The following is an 18,503-nucleotide window of genomic DNA, read 5'->3' as shown; positions in this document are numbered from 1 at the left end:
GCTCCATGAGAGACCTTCCTGGAGGAGCAGTGCAGAAGCGGAACTGGCTCATCACCGGCGTCAGCACGGGCCTTGGACGCGCCTTCGCCCAAGCCGCCCTGACCGCCGGGCACACCGTCGTGGGCACCACCCGCTCGGAGGAGGATCTGCGGGCCTTCGAAGCGCTCGAACCCGGATACGCCCACGGCCGCATCCTGGACGTGACCGACAGCGACGCCGTCTCCGGCGTGGTCGCAGAGGTGGAACGCAGCGTCGGCCCTCTGGACGTCGTCGTGGCCAACGCCGGCTACGGACTGGAGGGCACCTTCGAGGAGACCCCGCTGGCCGAAGTGCGCAAGCAGTTCGAGGTGAACGTGTTCGGGGCGGTGGCCACCCTGCAGGCGGCGCTGCCCCACATGCGCCGACGCCGCCGCGGTCACCTGATGGCCGTCACCTCCATGGGCGGGCTCATGGCCGTGCCCGGCATGTCCGCCTACTGCGGCAGCAAGTTCGCCCTGGAGGGCATCCTTGAGGCGCTGGGCAAGGAGGTCGCACAGTTCGGGATCCACGTGACGGCGATCGAGCCCGGCTCCTTCCGCACCGACTGGGCCGGTCGGTCCATGACACGCGCCGCGCGGACCATCGACGACTACGACGCGTTGTTCGCCCCCATCCGCGAAGCGCGGCAAAAGGCCAGCGGCAATCAGCTGGGCAATCCGGCCAAGGCCGGGGAGGCGGTCCTGCACATCACTTCGGTCGAGCAGCCGCCCGCCCACCTCGTCCTGGGCTCGGACGCGCTGCGACTGGTCACCGCCGCGCGCACGGCCGTGGACGAGGACATCCGCGCATGGGACACACTCTCCCGTACGACCGACTTCGCCGAGGGTGCTCAGCTCTGATGCCCGGCCGACAGCCTGCGCGGAGCCGGCGCACCACCGAACGCAAGGGCGATGTCCGGGAGCGGGCCATCCTCGACATCTGCGAGACTCTTCTGGCGGACAAAGGCTACGAGGCCATGACCGTCGGCGACATCGCCCGGGGCGCCGGCATCACACGCGGTGCCCTGTACTTCTACTTCGGCTCCAAGCAAGAAGTGGTCACGGCACTCGTGGCCCGGACCGTCGAGCACCTGTGGGAGCGGTCCCGGGCCACTGCGCAGTCGGAGGAGCCGCGCCAGGCCATCGCGGCGGCCATGCGGCGCACGGTCGAGCTCTGGAACGAGCACGGCCTGGTCATGCGGACGGCGATCGACCTCTCGTTGACCGTCCCGGAGATCGGCGAACTGTGGAACCACACAGCGGACCTGTTCATCACGGCCATCACCGCCGTCCTGGAACGAGCCGGCGTTCAGCCCGGCACCGAACCAGCACAAGCATCGGCGATGGCGCGCGCCCTGTGCTGGATGATCGAGCGGACCTTCTATCACGCTTCGCAGGAGTCCCGCGAGAAGCTGCAAGAGGCATCCATGACCTGCGAACACATCTGGCTGACCAGCGCCGGTCTGGCCGCCTGAACACCCTCGGCACCTCCGTCGAGGCCCAGCGGCTCCACGATTCGCGCAGCACGGCATAACCGGTGGGCACCCTGCGGCAGTTGAGTTGGTGTGACGGGGATGTCGTGGATCAGCGTAGTGGGACATCCACTCGGGCGGGCCCGGCGAGGGCGCGGTCGCCGATCGTCACGACGAGCGCGCCGTCGACGACCTCGGTGAAGGCGCCGGCGCCAGTCGCCGCAGACAGGTCCAGGGCGTCGGCGTTGGCGTCGAGGGTCACACGGGTGCCTGTCGGTGCGTCGACAAACGCGTGGACGGTCTGCCCGGTGCGGGTCCAGCGGACCCAGGGCTCGTCCAAGGGCCGTGCGAGGTCCGCGCCGAGGGGACGCGAGCCGAAGACCGCCTCCGCGTTCGCGTGGTTCCAGGCGCCGAGTTCCTCAAGGGTGCGGCGCTGCAGCGGTGTGACCTCGCCGGAGGCGGTCAGGCCGATGTTCAGCAGCAGGTTGCCGCCCCGCGAGACAACGTCGAGGAAGTGGCGGATGGCGCCTTGCCCGCTCAGTGAGTTGGTCTCGTCCTCCAGCCGGTTGTGGCCGAAGGAGAAACCGACGCCACGGCAGTTCTCCCAGGCCGCGTCGCCCTCGCTGTCGCGGCCCTGCTCGTACTCGCTGGTGCGGAAGTCCCAGTGCGTTTCGCCCCAGCGGTCGTTGGCCACGCCGTCGGGGCGGGCGGCGTAGAAGCGGCGGAAGAGTTCGACGAGGCTCTTGTCGCCCTCGGGCTTGCCGGCGTCGGGGTACTCGATGTCGCCCCACAGGACTTCCGGCCGGTACTTCTCGATGAGGTCGGCGACATGGTCGAAGGCATAGTCGGCGTAGGCCTTGTCCCGGGGACGCAGGGCGTCGTCGATGTGCCGGACGATGGGCGGGGTCTGGGTGAAGTGCCAGTCGAGGCCGCCGGAGTAGTACACGCCGAAGCGGATGCCCTTGCGTTCCGCGGCGTCGCGGAACTCGCCGATCAGGTCGCGCTGGGGGCCGCGGCGGACGGTGTTGCGGTCGCCGGTGCCGGGGGCGTCCCACAGGGTGACACCGTCGTGGTGCTTGGTGGTGGGGACGAAGTAGCGGGCGCCGGTGGCGGCGACGAGGTCCATGACGGAGTCGGCGTCGAAGGCCTCCGCCTTCCACAGGTCGAGGAATGTGTCGTAGTCGGCGCCGCCGTAGACCTCCTCGTGGTGCCGGCGGGCAGGGCTGCCTTCGATGCGGATGGTGTTGTAGTACCACTCGGCGTACGGGTTGTGCTTGAACCATTCCTCTTCGTCGATGGTGCCCAGCGCTCCGATGGGCTCGCCCCAGGCCGGGACGGAGTAGGGGCCCCAGTGAACGAAGATGCCGAGCTTGGCGTCCCGGAACCAGGCCGGCGTCTCACGCTCGAACTGCTGGTACTGCTGCGGGCGCTCAGGGGCGTTCTTGAACATGGCCATGCGGGGATGGTCCTTTCCGGGGTCGAGCGTTGCCGTGGATTCAGCGGCCGCCGAGGCCTGAGGTGACGATGCCGCGCACGAGGTAACGCTGGAGGGCGATGAGCAGGACGGTGGACGGCAGCATGGAGATCACCGAGGCGGCCATGATGAGGTGCCACTGGGTTCCCTGCTGGCCGAAGAACTGCTGGAGGCCGAGGGGGATGGTGCCGAGCGTGGTGACGTCGTTGACGATCACCAGGGGCCACAGGAAGGAGTTCCAGTAGGTGATGAAGGTGAACACGGCGAGCACGGCGAGAGAGGGCCGCGCCAGCGGGAGCATGATGCGGAAGAAGGTGCCGAGTTGGCCCAGGCCGTCGATGCGGGAGGCGTCCTCCAACTCCTGTGGGACGGTCATGAAGAACTGGCGCAGCAGGAACGCACCGAGCGCGGTGAACGCCCAGGGCACGATGAGCGCCTGGTAGGTGTTGACCCAGCCCAGTTCCCGCATGAGGACGAAGGCGGGCACGATGATGACTTCCTGGGGGAGCATCATCGTGGCGAGGAAGACCATGAAGGTCGCGGTCCGTCCACGCCAGCGCAGCCGGGAGAAGGCGTATCCGGAGAGTGCGGACACCGCGAGGGTGATGAGGGTGCCGCCGGCCGCGACGACGACGCCGTTGACGAGGTAGCGGGCGAACGGCGCGTAGGAGAAGACTTCGGCGTAGTTGCCCCATTGGAGGGTCGAGCCGAACAGGGACGGCGGCGTCGAGAAGATCTCCGAGGGTGCCTTCAACGAGGTGCCGACCATGAAGATCAGCGGGGACATGAAGAGCAGCGCGACGAGGATGAGCAGTGTGTAGCCGATCGCCGTGCGGAGGTTCCGGACGCCGCGTCCGCGGGAGACGACGTCACTCATAGTGCACCCACTTCTTCTGTCCGAGGAACTGCACGGCGGTGACGCCGAGGATGATGACGAACAGCACCCAGGCCGCGGCGGAGGCCAGTCCCAGCTTCTGGAACGTGAAGCCCTGGTTGTAGATGAACTGCACGAGGGTGACCGTGGAGTCGCCGGGGCCGCCGCGCGTCATGATGTACGGCTGGATGAACACCTGGAAGGAGGTGATGAGGGTCATCGTGGTGGCGAAGAACAGCGACGGCGAGATCAGCGGGAGCTTGATCCTCCAGAACGCCGTCCAGGCGTTCGCGCCGTCCAGCGAGGCGGCTTCGAGCTGGCTCTCCGGCACGGAGTCCAGCGCGGACGAGAAGACGATCATGTTGTAGCCGAAGCCCTGCCAGACGCTCATGATGACGATCGCGATCATCGCCCAGTGCGGGTCGGCGAGGAAGTCCGGCAGTTCGATGCCGAAGAACGACTGAGCCGTCGCGTCGATCGCGCCGCCCGGCTGGTAGAGCATGCGCCACACGACCGCGTTGGCGACGATCGGGGTGACCGTGGGCAGGAAGAAGATGACACGGAAGATCTGCCGGTGCCGGATCTTCGGGGACAGCCAGGCCGCCATGCCCAGGGACACGGCGAGGTTGAGCGGCACGTAGAGGACGACGAACAGGAACGTGTTGGTCAGCGCCGTGCGGAAGGTCGGATCACTGATCAGCTGCTGGTAGTTGCCGAGGCCGATCCACGACGGACTGCCGATCATGGGCCAGTCGTGCAGGCTCATGGCCAGGGCGATGCCGATGGGGACGAGGGTGAACAGGGCGAGTCCGAGGGCGTGGGGCGCGGCGAATCCGACGCCCCACGCTCCCGACCAGCCGCGCCGGCGGCCACCGCGGTGGTGGTCCTTCGACGCCGCTGCGGCCGTCACCTCGCGTGCGGGGACATGTGCCATGCTGGGTTCCGGCTACTTTCCGATGTGGCGGGAGATCTCCGCGAGCACGTCCGCGGCCGGCTTCTCCCCGTTCACCATCTGCGGGCCGTACTGGCTGAGCATCTGGTTGAGCTTGTCGCCGTCGGCGCTCCCCGGCAGCGGGACGGCGCTCGCGAGCGCACTGTCCAGGGCTTCCTTCGCGCCGTCGATACCGGCGCTCTCGTACCAGGCCGCCTGCGCTGCCGTGCGGGCGGGGAAGGCCCGGCCGTCCTTGGCGAGTGAGGTCAGGGTCTTTTCCGACGTCATCGCCGTGATGGCCTTGAAAGCGGCCGTCGGGTCGGAGCAGTTCTTGGAGATGCCGAACCCGCTGCCCGCCGAGTAGGTCTTCTGCTCTCCCGCGGGCGACGGGACCGTCGTGACGCCCACGTCGAACTTGGCCTTCGCCTTGAAGTCGAGGGAGTTCCAGGGGCCGCCGACCACTGCGGCGGCCGTGCCGTTGATGAAGGCGTTGTCGTCGGCGCTGGCGTCGGCGCCATCGGCCTTGGTCGCGGATCCGTCCTTGACGAGGCCGGCGATCCACTCGACCGCTTGCGCGGTCTTCGGGTCATCGAGGGAGACCTTGCCGGAGTCGTCGATCATCTTGGCGCCACCGGTGGAGAGAATCGTTCCTTCAAGGAAGATGTCCTCGACGGTGGTCGCGAGAGCGACCTGGCCGTTCTTCTTCAGGGCAGTGGCGGCGGCCTCGAAGTCGTCGAGGGTCCATCCCGGCTTCGGGGCGTCGACGCCGGCCTTGGCGAAGGCGTCCTTGTTGTAGAAGAGGAGGAGCGGGCCGGTGTCGTAGGGGATGGCGTACTGCTTGCCGTCCACGGCCAGGGCCTTCATGGCCCCTTCGTCGAACGCGTCGGCGTCGAAGCCGGTCGACTTGATGAGGTCGTCCAGCGGCAGCAGGCCCTCGGAGAACTGGTTCACGCGCAGGCTCTGCATCGTGACGATGCAGGGCGCGCCGGACGTCCCGAGCTGTGTCGAAATCTTGGTCCAGTAGTCGTTGAACGGCGAGCCCTGCAGGGACACCTTCTTGCCGGATGCCTCGGCGCCCGTGTCCCCGACACCCGCCCAGACCTTCTGATCCTCCGACGAGCCGATCCACATCGACCACGTGAGGGTGTCGCTGCTGCCCGAACTCTGGCCGCCGGAACAGCCTGTGAGGAACAGAGCCCCCACAGCCGTGGTGGCGACAGCCGCAGTCCGTACTCTCATGTCATCACCTTTGATTTCATTCGGCCTGGTGGCTGGGGTGGTACTCCGCGGTCAGGTACGAGCGATCTAATCATCCGATGTTTATCGTGTCAACGGAGGTGCAATCCTTGGATATCTCCTCGTAACCTGACGCATACATCGGATAAGTGCCGTCAGTTACGCAGTCTGAGACCCGACATCCCGCCATCGACCTCGACGACCGTCCCCGTCGTCGAGCCCGCACGGGGACTGGCCAGATAGGCGACGGCGTCGGCGACCTCCGCAGCCTCGACCAGGCGCCCGTGCGGCTGCCGGGCATCCAGCGCCGCCCGCTCGGCCACCGGGTCCTGCGCGGAGTCCAGGAGCCGGGTCACCCAGGGGGTCGCCGCAGTGCCGGGGCTGACCGCGTTGACCCTGATCCCCTCGCGCACATGGTCGGCCGCCATCTGGAGCGTCAGCGAGTACAACGCCCCCTTGCTGGCCCCGTACAGGGCGCGCTGCGGGAGCCCCGCGCTCGCCGCGATGGAGCACATGTTCACGATCGCGGCGCAGGAGGACAGGCGCAGCCACGGCAACGCGGCACGGCTGACGCGCACGGCGCCGAGCACGTTGATGTCCAGGACGCGGTGCCATTCCTCGTCGGAGTTGTCGGCCACCGTGCCCTGGGCACCGATCCCCGCGTTGTTGACGACGACGTCGATCCCGCCGAACGTCTCGGCGATGTGCGCCACCGCCGTGCGCACCTCCTCGTCCCGTCCGACGTCCACCCGGTAGGCGTCCGGCTCCCCGGCAGGCGGGTTCAGATCCAGTACAGCGACCCGTGCACCCTCCGCGCGCAGCCTGCGGACGATCGCCGCACCGATGCCCGACGCACCGCCGGTGACCAGGGCCCTGACATTCTCGAAGCCGGTCATCGGATCACCTGCCGCTGCCGGCCGAGCCCGTCGATCTCGACCTCGACGACATCTCCGGGGCTCAGATAGGGGAAGCGTCCCGACAGGGCGACGCCCTCGGGCGTGCCGGTCATGATCAGATCGCCGGGTTCGAGCGTCAGGAACTGGCTGAGCCGCCAGACGATCTGGGCGACGTCGAAGATCATGTCGGAGGTGCTGGAGTCCTGGCGCGGCGCGGCGTTCACCCAGCTGCGCAGCCGCAGCGCGCGCGGATCGATCTCGTCGGCAGTGACGAGCCAGGGGCCGACGGGGGAGAAACCGGGGAACGACTTGCCCTTGCTCCACTGACCGCCGGATCGTTCGATCTGCCACTCGCGCTCGGAGAGATCGTTGACCAGCGTGTATCCGGCGACGTGCCCGATGGCCTCCTCCGGCGAGCCGAGGTAGCTCGCCCTGCGCCCGATCACCACGCCGAGCTCCACCTCCCAGTCGGTCTTCACGCTGCCCGGCGGGATGGTGACGTCGTCGTCGGGGCCGACCACGGTGTTGGGGGTCTTGAGAAACACCACCAGGTCCTCGGGGGGCTCGGCCCCGGACTCGGCGGCGTGGGCTGCGTAGTTCATCCCCACGCAGATGACCGCGGACGGCCGGGCGATCGGTGCGCCGATCCGCTGCCCGTCGCGTTCGATGCGCGAGAGTTCACCCGCGCGCACCGCGGCGGCGACGCGGTCCAGGGACCGCGACAGGAAGGTCCCGTCGATGTCATCCGTGAGGGCCGACAGGTCGAGGTAGTGGTCTTCGGCGACGACGACCGGTGTCTCCCGGCCGGCCTCCCCGATCCGCGCGAGTTTCATGAGATCCCCTCCAGAACATCGGAACTCTAAGCACACCTGTAAGGCGGAGCGACGGCACCATACCATTTGACCCTTCGATTGATCCGATGTTTAGATCCTCTCGGGAGGACCCATGACCACGATCACATCCGTCTCCACGGCGGACGTCCGCTTCCGAACCTCCGCGTCGCTGGACGGCTCGGACGCCATGAACGCGGACCCCGACTACTCGGCGGCCTACGTCGTCATCCACACCGACGCACCCGACGGCCACGAAGGGCACGCCTTCGCCTTCACCATCGGCCGCGGCAACGACGTGCAGGTGGCCGCCATCCAGATGCTGGAGGGCCATCTGCTCGGACGCGAGGTGGAACCGCTGCTCGACGACATGGGTGAGGCGTGGCGGATCCTCGCGCACGACTCCCAACTACGCTGGCTGGGCCCCGAAAAGGGCATCATGCACATGGCCGTCGGCGCGGTCGTCAACGCGCTGTGGGACCTCAAGGCCAAGCGGGCCGGCCTGCCACTGTGGCAGCTGCTGGCCCGGATGTCCCCCGAACAGCTCGCCGACCTCGTCGACTACCGCTACCTCACCGACGCCCTGACCCGTGAGGAGGCCATCGGCATCCTGCGCCGCGCCGAGCCCGGCCGGGCCGAGCGCGAGCAGATCCTGCTGGCCGACGGATACCCCGCCTACACGACAAGTCCCGGTTGGCTCGGCTACTCCGACGACAAACTCGCCCGCCTGTGCCGCGAGGCCGTCGACGCCGGATTCCCGCAGATCAAGCTCAAGGTCGGCGCCAACCTCGACGACGACATCCGACGTATGCGCATCGCCCGTGAGATCTGCGGCGACGGCTTCCCCATCGCGGTCGACGCGAACCAGCGCTGGGACGTGGCCGCCGCAATCGAGTGGGTCCGCGCCCTTGCACCCTTCGACGTGGCCTGGGTGGAGGAACCGACCAGCCCCGACGACATCCTGGGGCACGCCGCCATCGCCCGCGGTATCGCTCCCGTGCCGGTGGCCACCGGTGAGCACGTGCACAACCGCGTCATGGTCAAGCAGTTCCTTCAGGCCGAGGCACTTCAAGTCCTCCAGATCGACGCGGCCCGGGTCGGCGGAGTCAACGAGAACATCGCCCACCTGCTGCTGGCCGCGAAGTTCAACACCCGCGTCTGCCCCCATGCCGGGGGCGTGGGCCTGTGCGAGGCCGTCCAGCACCTGTCGATGTTCGACTTCATCGCCGTCTCCGGCACGACCGAGGGACGCATGATCGAATTCGTCGACCATCTGCATGAGCACTTCGTCACCCCGACGGTCATCCGGGACGGCCGGTACCGCGCACCGACCGCCCCGGGCGCCGGAACCGAGATGCACGCGGCCTCGATCACCGCACACCGCTGGACCGCAGAGACGGGAATCGCCGCATGACCGACCGGCTGGGATTCGGAGCCGCATCCATCGGCAACCTGTACCGCGAGGTGTCCGACGAAGACGCCCGCACGGTACTGGAGGAAGCCTGGGCGGGCGGCATCCGCAGCTACGACACCGCGCCCCACTACGGACTTGGGCTCAGCGAGCGGCGCCTCGGCGCTTTCCTGCGTAAGCAGCCCCGCGACACCTACCGTCTGTCGACCAAGGTCGGCCGCCTGATCGTGCCGAACACCGGCCGCCGCCACGGCACCGACGAAGCGAACGGGTTCGTTGTGCCTGACGATCACGTACGGCACTGGGATCCCAGTCCGGCCGGTGTCCGGCGAAGCCTGGACGCCTCGCTGGAACGGCTCGGCATCGACCGCGTCGACACCCTGTTCCTCCACGACCCCGACGTCTACGACCTCGACGAGGGACTACGGCTGGGACTGCCCGCCCTCATACGCCTGCGAGAAGCCGGGCTGGTCGACGAGATCGGCGTCGGCGTCAACAGCGTGGAGGCAGCCGTCCGCGCGGTCCGCGAGGGCGACCTCGACGTCGTCATGATCGCCGGCCGCTACACCCTGCTCGAACAGCCCGCCGCCGAGGAACTTCTCCCCCTGTGCCAAGAACGCGGAGTACGGGTGCTCGCGGCCGCGGTGTTCAACTCGGGACTGCTCGCCTCCGACACCCCCGCCGCAGCGCACTACAACTACGGGGCCGTACCGCCCGAGTTGGTCGAACGCACCGAGCGGCTGCGAGAAGTCTGTGCCCGCTTCGACGTCTCGCTGCCCACCGCTGCCATCCAGTACCCACTGCGCCACCCGGCGGTGAACCAAGTGGTCGTCGGTACCGCACGCACCAGCTCGCTGCGCGCCAATCTCCAGCACATGAAGACGGAGATCCCCGAGGAACTGTGGGAGACGTTGCGCGACGAGCAGCTGATCCCCTGACACGACTCCCACAGACCGCGTAGGGCCCGGACAGTGCTGCGTGCATGGTCCGGGCCCTGTGTCTGCGGGCCGCCACGATGATCCCCCGGCTCCGACAAGCGGGGGGCGTCGTCGTCTCAGCCGCCGATCCCGTAGACCCTGCGGGCGGTGCCCGCGGCGACCTGCGGCCAGTCGTGCAGGCCGACGACGTCGCGCACGAGGGCGAACAACGCGCCTGTCGTCGTCCCGGCGTCGGTCCCGGTACTCACCGGCCAGTCACCGCCCAGCAGACAGCGCTCCGGGCCGAACACGTCGAGGGCCGCACGAAGCAGATCCGGACCGTGCCGGCGCAGGGTCTCCGCGTCGGAGGCTTCGGCGGGGAGTCCGGAGAGCTTCACCGTCAGCCGCTCATGACGGGCGAGCCGACGCAGTGCTGTCAGCCAGGCCTGTCCGGCTTCCGAGTGCAAGCCCTCGTCCACCGGCGGCTTGCCCAGGTGGTCGAGGACGGTGATGCCGTCGCAGGAGTCGGCCAGGAGACGGTCGAGGTCGTCGAGTTGGGTCCAGCGCACGCAGGCGTCGAAAACGAGACCGGCGCGGGCGACTTCAGCGAGTCCCTTGCGCAGTGCGGGCGCCGCAAGCCGCTCGGGAGGCAGGTCCTGGAGCAGATGGCGGACCCCGCGCACCAGCGGCAGTCCGGCCACCCGGTCGATCCGTTCGCCGGCGTCGGGCGCCCCCAGATCCGCCGCGACGACCATCGCCGCCAGTCCGGGCCAGTCCAGTCCAGCGGCCCAGCGGGCCTCGTCCAGGGCCGAGTCCGGGGCGACATCGGCCTCGACGAACACCCACTGCGTCACCGCTCCGTCGGCGTCGTCGATGTCGCCCGGCAGCCTCGGCCTGTCCAGCGCCGTGCCTGCGAGCCAGTCGTAACGCAGCCGGCGCGGGTCCCAGACGTGCACATGTGCGTCGACCAGATCCGCACCGATCCCGTCGGCGCGGCCACTCTCGCCGCCGTCGCCCGCGATGACGGCCTGCTCTGCCCGCCCGTCCCCGGCCCGCGGCCCGGTCACCGTCCGCCGTCCCGCTGCGCCGCAAGGTCCCAGATCAGTTCGAGCGGGCCGGCACCCTCCTCGCCGTCGGCGTCACGGAACAGTTCCACGAACCGCCCGATATCACGCTGCCACGCCTGGTCAGCGGGCTCTTGAGGAAGCGCTGCGCTCGCCGCGTCCCAGTCGTCGCAGTCGACCAGGTGGAACAGCCGCCGACCCGAGCGCCAGATGGTCCAGTCATGGATGCCGAGCCGACCGAACACGGCGACCAGGTCGTCAGGGATCCGCAGGTGCCGTTCCCGGTAGAGATCGACGGCGCCCTCTCGGATCTCGGAGTGCAACGCGACACGCATCAGCGGGCCTTTCTGAGCCAGTGCTCCACGCCGGAGACGTGGGCGATCATCAGTGCCTGGGCGAGTTCCGCGTCCCTGTGCCGCACGGCTTCCAGGATGCTGCGGTGCTCGTCGATCGTGCGGGCGACCGAGCCGCCCTCGGTGATGCCGCGCCAGACACGGGCGCGAACGGTGTGGCTCGACAGAGAGTCGAGGAGACTCGTCAGATAGGCGTTGCCTGTCGCCTCGGCGATCGCATGGTGAAACGCGATGTCGTGGGCGACCAGGCTCTCGACGTCGGCGTCCTCGCCGACGCCCGCGAGCTGCTTGTCGATCTCGTCCAGCTGGGCATCGGTGATGGAGCGGCACGCCAGGGCGGCCACCTGGGGCTCCAGCATCCGCCGTACCGCGAAGACCTCCAGGATCGAGTCGTCCCGGTGGAGATCGACCACGAACGACATGGCCTCCAGCAGCAGCCTCGGTTCGAGGCTGGTGACATAGGTGCCGTCGCCGCGCCGCACGTCCAGGACGCGGATGACCTCCAGCGCCTTCACGGCCTCGCGCAGGGAGTTGCGCGAGAGCCCGAGCGACTCGCTCAGCTCCTTCTCGGTGGGAAGCCGGGATCCGGGCGAGAGCTCGCCCGAAACGATCATTTCTTTGATCTTGAGGATCGCTGTATCGGTGACCGCCATGCGCCCCACTCTAAACGAAGTCATCGGATGTCTGATCGACCGAGGTTGACCTGCGCCGCGGTACCCCTGACCGATCCCAGGGAGAGGTGTGAACAGCTGTCTCGTCCGCCGGCGACCACGGCAACCACCGCAGCATGCCAGACGTCCGATGTCCGGTGGGGCATGCACCGACTCTGCCCGCCGGTCCGTGATGTGCGGGATCCGCTCGGTCGTACCGGAGGCCGGAGGTGGGTTGGTTATCCTGCCGGGCATGCGGTGGGGCATGCGGGATCCGGTGCCGCGGGCGGGGCCCGGACGGTTCCGGCGGGCGGCTCAGCCGCCTCGCGGGAGCGCATACCCGTACGCCCGCACGAGCGGGTGCCCGCACGCCACCACCCGCAGGAGCGCGTGGCCGTACGCCCGCCGGGCGCGGTCGTGAGCCCGCCCGTGGCCGCCACCGTCGCCGCTGTGGTGGCGTTCGTCGTTCTGTACGCCCTCGCGCTGCGGCGCACCGCCGGGCTCGCCGTCGCGGGATCGGCCGTCGCCGTCGCGGCGGCCGCCCTGACGGGCATCGCTGCCGGACTGCGTCCGTGGAACGTCGTGGGCACGGCCCTGGTCGCGGCCGGCGCCGCGGCCGTGGCCTGGGTACTGGGCAGATCGCGGCGGCGGCGCCGGGCCGAACGGTCCGCCCTGGCCGCGTACCGCGCCGGCGCGGCGGCCATGGCGCGGTACGCCGCGCTCGCCGAGCGGGACCGGCTCGCCGCCGAACTGCACGACGTGGCCGCGCACCGGCTCACCGCGATCGTCGTCTCCGCCGCGGCGGCCCGGCATCTCACCGATCCGGACCTGATCGCCGGCGCCCTGCGCCACGCGGCGGACACCGGCCGCAAGGCCGTGGCGGAACTGGACCGCCTGGCGGACCGGGGCGACGCCGCCGGCGGCTCACTCGCCGATGTCGCCGGCCTGGCCGCCGAGTGCGGCGCTCAACTGGACGACACCACCGGTACCGGGCCGGCCGTTCCCGCCGCGACGGGCGCGGTCGCCTACCGGGTGGTCCGTGAGGCGCTGACCAACACGGCCCGTTACGCCCGCGGCGCGGCCGTACGCGTCACCCTGGGCAGCCGTCCCGGGCTCCTCACGGTCACCGTCTCGGACGACGGCGGCACCGCCGCGGAACCGGGCCTCGGCACCGGCCGCGGCCTGACCGGCCTGCGCGGCACGGTCGGCGCGGCGGGCGGCACGCTCTGCTGCGGGCCGACGCCCGACGGCTGGACCGTCCACGCCGAACTCCCCCTGCCCGAGGAGCCGCCCGCCGGGCCGGTACCCGGCAGGCGGCGGAGCGTGGGCGTCGCGAAACCGCTGAGCCAGGCGGGGTGGTTCGACCTCGCCTTCACTCCGCGCCGCCGCCCGCTCTGGCGCGGACCCACCGCCCTCGACTGGGCCCTGGTCGTGCTCGCCGTCGCGCTGTCGCTCGGCGCGGGCCTGCTCTCCGACGACGTACCCGACTCGTTCCGCAGCGCGCTGTCCGGCCTGCCCATCGTCCTGCTGTCCGCCCTGCACGCCGTGCCGCTCGGCTGGCGGTCGCGCGCGCCCGGGGCGGGGCTGACCGCCGTGCTGTCGGCGCTCGTGCTGTGGTGGGCCTGCGACCAGGCCGGCTGGACGCGGCCGCCGGTCAGCGACATCTTCCTCGTGTACTGGTGGGTGGAGTTGACCTTCGTGTACAGCGCGGGCGCGTATCTGCCGGTACGGCGTGGTGTCCTGGCCCCCGTCGCGGTGGCCGCGACCGGCGGTCTGGCACTCGCAAGCGGCAGCGGTATCACCGGCCCCCGGGTGGCGGCCTGGGCAGCGCTGACCGCCCTGCTCGCCGTCCCCGCCTTCGCACTGTGGGGGCTGGGAGTACGCACCGCCGTGCGGCGTGAGCAGCGCAGGGCCGCGGCGGCCCGCAGCCGGGAAGTGCTCGAACGGGACGCGGACGCCGCCGTACGCGACCAGCGCCGTGTGATCGCCGCGGGCCTGCTGCGCACCGCGCACCGGCACGCGTGCGATGTGGTCACCGCCGCCGACGCCGGACGGCTCGACACCGTTCTCGCCGAAGCACGAGCCGGCCTCGCCGCACTCCGGGAACTGCTCACCGACCTGCAGCACGGCCGGGTCGACGACGGCTCGGGCCAGGGCGCCGCCGCGCCGCCGCCCACACTCGCCGGCATCTCCGCGCTGGCCACCCGCTACGGCGCCACCGTCAGCTACCGGGGACCGCGCGCCGCCGAGCCCGTCGTCGTGGGTGTGGCCGCGTACCGGGTCGCCGCGATGATGCTGGCCGAGGGGGTCATTTTGACCGTGCTGCGCGGTGCCGCGGGCATCGAGGTGTCGGGACCGCTGCCCGCCGCGCCCGGTACCCGACGGCACATACGGGCCGTGGCCGACGCCGTGGGCGGTACGCTCACCCAGACCGAGAACGCGGTGCACGTGTGGCTGCCGGAGGTGTTCCCATCGCGACCAGGGTGACCGTCGCCGACGACCAGACGGTCGTACGCGCCGGAATCGCAGCGATCCTCGACGCCGAACCCGATCTGTCCGTCGTCGGACAGGCAGCCGACGGCGAGGCGGCTGTCGCGCGCGTGCTCGAACTGCGGCCGGACGTCGCCCTGATGGACATCAGGATGCCGGGCGGCGGGGGGCTGGCCGCCGCCGCCCGGATCACCGCGGAGGCTCCCTGCACCCGTGTCGTCGTCCTGACCACCTTCGACCTCGACGAGTACGTGTTCGCCGCGCTGCGGGCCGGGGCGGTCGGCTTCCTGCTCAAGGACGCGGAGCCGGAGCGGGTGGTCGACGCCGTGCGGGTCGCCGCCCGCGGTGGCGCGCTGCTCGACCCCGTGGTGACGCGGCGGCTGGTCGAGCGGTACGCCACCGGTGACGCCCCCGCCGACGCCGACCTGCTGCGGCGGCTCACCCCGCGCGAGACCGACGTCCTGCGGCACGTGGCCCGCGGGCTGGCCAACGCCGAGATCGCCGCCGAACTCGGCATCAGCCCGGCCACCGTCAAGGACCACGTGGCGGTGGTCCTCGCCAAACTCGGCGTCCGCAACCGCGTCCAGGCGACGATCGCCGCGTACGAGACCGGCCTCGTACGCCCCGGAGTCCGCTGAGACACCGGCCCGCGGCGCGAGCGCGGTGCACCACGGCGTGGCCGGCCAGGACGCGGCGCACCCCACAGTGGCCCTCGCACACCCCGGTGTCCGCCGCAGCGAGTGTGAGTGGTGACCCCCGCCGTGCGGCGGGGGTCACCACCCCCTCCACCAGCGGATTTCACCGCCGGACCCTCACCCGGCAGCCTGACGACCGAGCCCCGTGCCCCCGCCTAGCCTCACGGCATGGCACTCAGGATTCCCCGGTTCGGTCCGTTTCCCCCGCTCGTCCGCCGCATATGCGGCGGCCTACTGCTCGCCGTCACGGTGGTACTGACACCGGCCGCCGCGGCGGCCGGTTTCGTCGCGGCGGCGTTCGCGACCGCGAGCGTCTGGCTGCTCGCGGCCGCGGGTCTCGTCGTCGCCGCGGTGGTCGCCCACCTGCTCGGCGGCGCGGCCTTCCGGCTGCTCGGCAGGGGCGGCCTGCGGGCCACGGCCACCCTCACCGCCGTGCTGCTCCTCGGCACCACGGCCCTGGCCGCCGCCACCGTCTTCCGCCCGATGCCGGCCCCGGCCGCGGGCCCCGTCCCCTCCGGCGTCCGCTTCTGGGACCTGCCGACCGGCTCCCGGATCGCCTACGTCCACACACCCGCCGCCGGCACGCCCCGGCCCACCCCCGTCATCTTCCTGCACGGCGGCCCCGGCACCCCAGGGGAGGGCACCCCCACCGCCGGCCGGGAGCTGGCCGCGGACGGATTCCAGGTCTACTCCTACGACCAGGTCGGCGCGGGCCGTTCCACCCGGCTGTCCGACATCACCGGCTACACCGTCGCCCGCCAGGTCGCCGACCTCGACGCGATCCGCCGGCTCCTCGGCGCGGACCGCATCGTCCTCGTCGGCCAGTCATGGGGCGGCTCCCTGGCCGCCCAGTATCTGCGGGCGCACCCCACACACGTGGCCAAGGCGGTCTTCACCTCGCCGGGCGCCCTGTGGGGCCGGGAGTATCCCGGGTCCAAGGTCGGCGAGCCCTGGGACGACCTGACACCGGCCCAACGCTCCCGGCGCGACGACCTGGACAGCAGACCACGCCTGATCGCCGCGAGCCTGCTCCTCGGCGTCAACCCGCGCGCCGCACACGCCCTGGCCGGGGACCGCGAAGTCGACCACTGGATGCACGAAGTGGCTCTTGTCGGCAAGGACACCACGTCGTGCGCGGGGGCGGCACCCACCGAGGCACACAACAACCCGCAGGGCTTCTACAGCAACCAGATGACCGTCAAGGACTTCGAACAACTCCCCGACCCACGCCCCGCACTGCGCAGCGTGCATGTGCCGTCGCTGATCCTGCGCGGCCAGTGCGACTTCGTGAAACCCGAAGTCACCCAGGAATACCGCACGACCCTGCCCAACTCGCGACTGGTTCACATCCAAGGCGCGGGACACGCCCTCACACATGCGCAACCCCGCCTGTACACCGCGCTTCTACGGGCCTTCCTGCTGAACAGGCCCCTCCCGGCACCGGCGTCCTGACCGACGTTCCGATGCGTTGCCCGGCGCGGTGGCGGAGGATGGAGGAGAACCGGGCAGGCCGGCCCGGCGAGGAGGCACGGCATGGGGAAACCGGTCGTAGTGGGAGTCGACGGCTCGCCGTCCAGCCTGGACGCGGTGGAGACGGCGGCACACGAGGCGGCAGTGCGCGGGACCGGCCTCAGGCTGGTGCATGCCTTCGGGTGGCCGTCGGTCCGTCCACCGCTGGGTGGGCCGCCGTGGAGTCCTGCCGTGGCGGGGGTGCGCGAGCTGGTGGACGGCACGCTGGCCGATGCCGAGCAGCGGGCACGCGAGATCGCGCCGGGTGTGGACATCGCCCGAGAGGTCACCGTCGGCGAGCCGCTGATGGTGCTGGAGATCGAGTCGCGCACCGCGTCGCTCGTCGTCGTGGGCAGCCGCGGGCTGGGCTCGTTCGGCAGCCTGCTGCTCGGTTCCACCGCGGTGCATCTGGCTGCCCACGGCCGCTGCCCGGTGCTGGTGGCCAGAGGCAGGCCGAACCCAGCCGGTCCTGTGCTGCTGGCGGTGGACGGGTCCCCGGCGGGCGAACGCGCCGTCGAGTTCGCGTTCGCCGAAGCGTCGATGCGCGGTGCGGGCCTGCTGGCCCTCCACGTGTGGAACACATGGGGCGAGGGGCCCGGCGCGGAGCCGGCCGCTCCGGTGAACGTGGTGGTCGGCATCGAACGACTCCGCGAAGAGGAGCAGCGGCTGCTGGACGAGACCCTGTCTGAGCATCTGCCGCGCTACCCGCAGATCCCGGTGGAGCGGCGCCTCGTGCGCTCCCGGATCCGCCCGGCCCTGATCGAGGCGAGTCGCGATGCGCAGTTGGTCGTCGCCGGAGCTCGTGGCCGGGGCGGGTTCACGGGGCTGCTGCTCGGCTCGGTCAGCCAGGCCCTGCTGCACCACGCCCACTGCCCCGTCGCCGTGATCCGCGGCACGGAGTGATCAGCGCTTCGGGGGCAGGGGTCGCTGGGGGATTCGCTTCCCCTCACCCATGCCTGCGGTCGCGCAGTGTGTATCCGCCGTCGATGACCTTCGCGTCGGCGGCGGGTGCCATGCACTTCGTGAGAAGCGGTTCGCTCTTCTCGGTGGCTCCGGAGAGCCCGATACGGGCCTGGCCCTTCTCCGGGACGAAGAAGCTCACGCCCATGCGGGTGTGCGGGTCGAGCGTGGTGAGCCAGGGGTGGCCGGGGCTGGTGCGGACCAGGCGGCCGGTGACGGTGGCGGTGGGACCGCCCGTGGTGAGGCAGTCGACCGCGAACTCGCCCCAGTAGAGCGTGCCGTCCTGGGCGTGGGAGATGCGGAAGGTGCCCCAGGAGCGCTGCGGGACACTCCCGACGGTGTAGGTCGAGTGTGCGTCGACGGACACCCGTACCTCCTGGTCCGCGACCGGGTAGTCCATGCGCGCGTCGCCTTTGAGCGAGGAGACGGCGGCGGTCTCCGGCGCGGGCGGGGAGGACGAGGCGGGTGCCGCGGCGGCGGGCGCGGCGACGGCGGCCACGACGGCGACAAGGGCGGTGGCGCGCAGGGTCCTGTTCAGCATGCGGGACTCCCATCGGAGAGCGTTGGGATACTCACTGATCGTCGTCAATCCCCGCGCCTCCAGGCGTCGTTCGCAGGTAGGTCCCCTCCCCGTCGCACGGCGGAGACGGAGGTCCACCGGAGCGCCGACCACTCCTGTTGCCCGGTGATTCCTAAGCAGTCCGTACCGGCAAGGGAACGTTCG

The 18,503-nt window shown here is 70.7% G+C and carries 18 protein-coding genes; 8 read left to right on the top strand and 10 right to left on the bottom strand.

Annotated features, from left to right (window positions below; genetic code table 11):
- Positions 1–29 precede the first annotated feature (29 nt).
- Positions 30–878, top strand: a complete 849-nt coding sequence (locus ACIRFL_RS15885; RefSeq protein WP_404028614.1) for an oxidoreductase — start codon at positions 30–32, stop codon at positions 876–878.
- Complete coding sequence (locus ACIRFL_RS15880) at positions 878–1,492, top strand: TetR/AcrR family transcriptional regulator (protein ID WP_404028611.1); 615 nt, start codon at positions 878–880, stop codon at positions 1,490–1,492. The genes ACIRFL_RS15885 and ACIRFL_RS15880 overlap by 1 nt, the downstream gene beginning before the upstream one ends.
- Positions 1,493–1,601: 109 nt before the next feature.
- On the opposite strand, the gene ACIRFL_RS15875 is transcribed toward ACIRFL_RS15880, so the two are convergent.
- The 6 genes from ACIRFL_RS15875 to ACIRFL_RS15850 all read right to left on the bottom strand — a co-directional run bounded on the left by ACIRFL_RS15875 (position 1,602) and on the right by ACIRFL_RS15850 (position 7,733).
- Positions 1,602–2,945, bottom strand: coding sequence for an alpha-L-fucosidase (locus tag ACIRFL_RS15875; protein ID WP_404028608.1), 1,344 nt, complete (start codon positions 2,943–2,945; stop codon positions 1,602–1,604).
- A gap of 40 nt (positions 2,946–2,985) precedes the next feature.
- Positions 2,986–3,840: a carbohydrate ABC transporter permease gene (locus ACIRFL_RS15870; protein ID WP_404028606.1), complete on the bottom strand. Its 855-nt coding sequence runs from the start codon at positions 3,838–3,840 to the stop codon at positions 2,986–2,988.
- A complete protein-coding gene (locus ACIRFL_RS15865) occupies positions 3,833–4,771 on the bottom strand; it encodes a carbohydrate ABC transporter permease (protein ID WP_404028603.1) in 939 nt (312 codons plus the stop codon). The genes ACIRFL_RS15870 and ACIRFL_RS15865 overlap by 8 nt, the downstream gene beginning before the upstream one ends.
- 12 nt (positions 4,772–4,783) lie before the next feature.
- On the bottom strand, positions 4,784–6,007 hold the full coding sequence (locus tag ACIRFL_RS15860; RefSeq protein WP_404028601.1) for an ABC transporter substrate-binding protein: 1,224 nt from the start codon (positions 6,005–6,007) through the stop codon (positions 4,784–4,786).
- A 152-nt stretch (positions 6,008–6,159) separates the two neighbouring features.
- The gene (locus ACIRFL_RS15855; RefSeq protein WP_404028598.1) at positions 6,160–6,900 is read right to left on the bottom strand and encodes an SDR family NAD(P)-dependent oxidoreductase; all 741 of its coding nucleotides are present in this window, start codon (positions 6,898–6,900) and stop codon (positions 6,160–6,162) included.
- A complete protein-coding gene (locus tag ACIRFL_RS15850) occupies positions 6,897–7,733 on the bottom strand; it encodes a fumarylacetoacetate hydrolase family protein (RefSeq protein WP_404028596.1) in 837 nt (278 codons plus the stop codon). Before ACIRFL_RS15850 ends, ACIRFL_RS15855 begins: the two co-directional genes overlap by 4 nt.
- Before the next feature lie 112 nt (positions 7,734–7,845).
- On the opposite strand from ACIRFL_RS15850, the gene ACIRFL_RS15845 reads away from it, so the two are divergent.
- Complete coding sequence (locus tag ACIRFL_RS15845; protein ID WP_404028593.1) at positions 7,846–9,144, top strand: enolase C-terminal domain-like protein; 1,299 nt, start codon at positions 7,846–7,848, stop codon at positions 9,142–9,144.
- A complete protein-coding gene (locus ACIRFL_RS15840) occupies positions 9,141–10,079 on the top strand; it encodes an aldo/keto reductase (protein WP_404028592.1) in 939 nt (312 codons plus the stop codon). The genes ACIRFL_RS15845 and ACIRFL_RS15840 overlap by 4 nt, the downstream gene beginning before the upstream one ends.
- 116 nt (positions 10,080–10,195) lie before the next feature.
- Here ACIRFL_RS15840 and ACIRFL_RS15835 read toward each other — a convergent pair whose 3' ends face one another.
- The 3 genes from ACIRFL_RS15835 to ACIRFL_RS15825 are packed head-to-tail and all read right to left on the bottom strand — an operon-like array spanning position 10,196 to position 12,128.
- Positions 10,196–11,125: an amidohydrolase family protein gene (locus ACIRFL_RS15835; RefSeq protein WP_404028589.1), complete on the bottom strand. Its 930-nt coding sequence runs from the start codon at positions 11,123–11,125 to the stop codon at positions 10,196–10,198.
- Positions 11,122–11,457: an L-rhamnose mutarotase gene (locus tag ACIRFL_RS15830; protein ID WP_404028587.1), complete on the bottom strand. Its 336-nt coding sequence runs from the start codon at positions 11,455–11,457 to the stop codon at positions 11,122–11,124. The genes ACIRFL_RS15835 and ACIRFL_RS15830 overlap by 4 nt, the downstream gene beginning before the upstream one ends.
- On the bottom strand, positions 11,457–12,128 hold the full coding sequence (locus tag ACIRFL_RS15825) for a FadR/GntR family transcriptional regulator (RefSeq protein WP_404028584.1): 672 nt from the start codon (positions 12,126–12,128) through the stop codon (positions 11,457–11,459). The genes ACIRFL_RS15830 and ACIRFL_RS15825 overlap by 1 nt, the downstream gene beginning before the upstream one ends.
- A gap of 387 nt (positions 12,129–12,515) precedes the next feature.
- Here ACIRFL_RS15825 and ACIRFL_RS15820 point away from each other — a divergent pair, with 387 nt between their 5' ends.
- The 4 genes from ACIRFL_RS15820 to ACIRFL_RS15805 all read left to right on the top strand — a co-directional run bounded on the left by ACIRFL_RS15820 (position 12,516) and on the right by ACIRFL_RS15805 (position 17,722).
- The gene (locus ACIRFL_RS15820) at positions 12,516–14,612 is read left to right on the top strand and encodes a sensor histidine kinase (protein WP_404028582.1); all 2,097 of its coding nucleotides are present in this window, start codon (positions 12,516–12,518) and stop codon (positions 14,610–14,612) included.
- The gene (locus tag ACIRFL_RS15815; protein ID WP_404028579.1) at positions 14,609–15,253 is read left to right on the top strand and encodes a response regulator; all 645 of its coding nucleotides are present in this window, start codon (positions 14,609–14,611) and stop codon (positions 15,251–15,253) included. The genes ACIRFL_RS15820 and ACIRFL_RS15815 overlap by 4 nt, the downstream gene beginning before the upstream one ends.
- Before the next feature lie 225 nt (positions 15,254–15,478).
- Positions 15,479–16,762: an alpha/beta fold hydrolase gene (locus ACIRFL_RS15810; protein ID WP_404028578.1), complete on the top strand. Its 1,284-nt coding sequence runs from the start codon at positions 15,479–15,481 to the stop codon at positions 16,760–16,762.
- Between the two features lie 81 nt (positions 16,763–16,843).
- Positions 16,844–17,722, top strand: a complete 879-nt coding sequence (locus ACIRFL_RS15805) for a universal stress protein (protein WP_404028577.1) — start codon at positions 16,844–16,846, stop codon at positions 17,720–17,722.
- 43 nt (positions 17,723–17,765) lie between these two features.
- Here ACIRFL_RS15805 and ACIRFL_RS15800 read toward each other — a convergent pair whose 3' ends face one another.
- Positions 17,766–18,320, bottom strand: coding sequence for a hypothetical protein (locus tag ACIRFL_RS15800; protein WP_404028574.1), 555 nt, complete (start codon positions 18,318–18,320; stop codon positions 17,766–17,768).
- Positions 18,321–18,503 lie beyond the last annotated feature (183 nt).

Origin of the sequence: Streptomyces sp. NPDC102462, from assembly GCF_044765425.1 — a bacterium.
Taxonomy (GTDB): Bacteria; Actinomycetota; Actinomycetes; order Streptomycetales; family Streptomycetaceae; genus Streptomyces.
The sequence above is the reverse complement of the archived record's forward strand: the minus strand, read 5'-3'. Positions and strand labels throughout refer to the sequence as shown.